The sequence below is a fragment of the Aquibium sp. ELW1220 genome (assembly GCF_030398385.1).
Lineage (GTDB): Bacteria > Pseudomonadota > Alphaproteobacteria > Rhizobiales > Rhizobiaceae > Aquibium.
This window is the reverse complement of record NZ_JAOAOQ010000109.1, coordinates 1-1182: the sequence shown is the minus strand read 5'-3', so window position 1 is coordinate 1182 and position 1182 is coordinate 1. Positions and strand designations below refer to the sequence as shown.

The following is a 1182-nucleotide window of genomic DNA, read 5'->3' as shown; positions in this document are numbered from 1 at the left end:
CTTCGACAAGCTCCTTTCCGCGCTTCAGGCTGAGGACCGTCGAGGCGGCTGCACCCTTCTCCAGCCCTCACCTTCGTCATCCTGGAACGGCGTCCGAGCGCAGCGAAGGACGACGTATCCGGGATCCATGCGTCGGCGTATGCCGGCAAGCGCGACGGCGCAAGAAGCCCCCGACGCCGCCGCCTTTCTCCGTCGTCCCGCCTCTCGACATCGGCCGCGGCACGGATCCCGGGCCTCCGCTCCGTCTTCGCCCGCGATGACGATGGAAGGGTGCACCGTCCTGGATTCCGGGTTACGCTGCGCGGCCCGGAACCACATCACACTTGGAGGCCGGGGCCGAACCTGTGTCTGGAGGAGCGCCTTCATCCGTCACTCTGCTGCACGCGAGCGTTTCCATGCTGGGCATCGAAGGCCAGGGGCACCGCGCGGCGGCCCGCCACGACATCCTCCCCGCGACAAGGCCGCAAGGGGACGGGGCCGCAACTGCTGCTATGGTCCGTCATCGCCGGCACGCGACCCTCGGCGCGCCGGACGAAGCCCGATATGCGCCACCCATCTCGACCACACCCTTCGCAACGGACATCGCCATGACCGACGACCACTCCGCCCGCGCCGCCGAACTGTCGCTCGCGCTCCAGGCCTTCCACCGCGCGCTGCTGCATGCCGAGATCGGCGGCGACCCGGCCTATGACAGCCCCTACACGAAGCTCTTCGCGCTGATCGGCGAGCCGCGTTTCGCCTGGATGAAGGGCGTGCCGGAACTCATCGCCCGCATCGACGAGCATCGCAACGACGCCACCATCGCCGGGCCGGGCGTCCTCGAAGGCCTGCGCGAGGAGGCCCGCGCCTTCCTCGGCGAAGGCAGATTGAAGCCCGACGGAACCTTCCGCCTGCGCCATCTGACGGCGATCCAGAAGGAGCCGGACGTCGGCCTCGCCACCGGCCGCCTGCGCAGGGTGCTCGCCGGACGCGCCTGATCAACCCTCCGCCGCCGGTCCCCACACCGCCAGCCTGCCGGGGGGAGCCGCGCCGGACCGCCCCGCCGTCATCCTTGGGCCTGTCCCCATACGCGCTAACATAGCGTTGACGGTAGTTGCGCCGCGTGATTCGTTTGGCGCATGAATGATTCGCTGCACGCCATGAATTGGGACGAGCTGGTCGCGCGACTGGGCTCGGAGGAGG

1 protein-coding gene is annotated in these 1182 nt (G+C 69.4%); it reads left to right on the top strand.

The window, feature by feature from the left end; genetic code table 11:
- Nucleotides 1-587 precede the first annotated feature (587 nt).
- A complete protein-coding gene (locus N1F91_RS30910) occupies nucleotides 588-977 on the top strand; it encodes a hypothetical protein (RefSeq protein WP_289997750.1) in 390 nt (129 codons plus the stop codon).
- Nucleotides 978-1182 lie beyond the last annotated feature (205 nt).

Bases quoted from the DNA above. Each gene is read 5' to 3' on its own strand.
- N1F91_RS30910 (WP_289997750.1), top strand. From the start codon at position 588: ATGACCGACGACCACTCCGCCCGCGCCGCCGAACTGTCGCTCGCGCTC.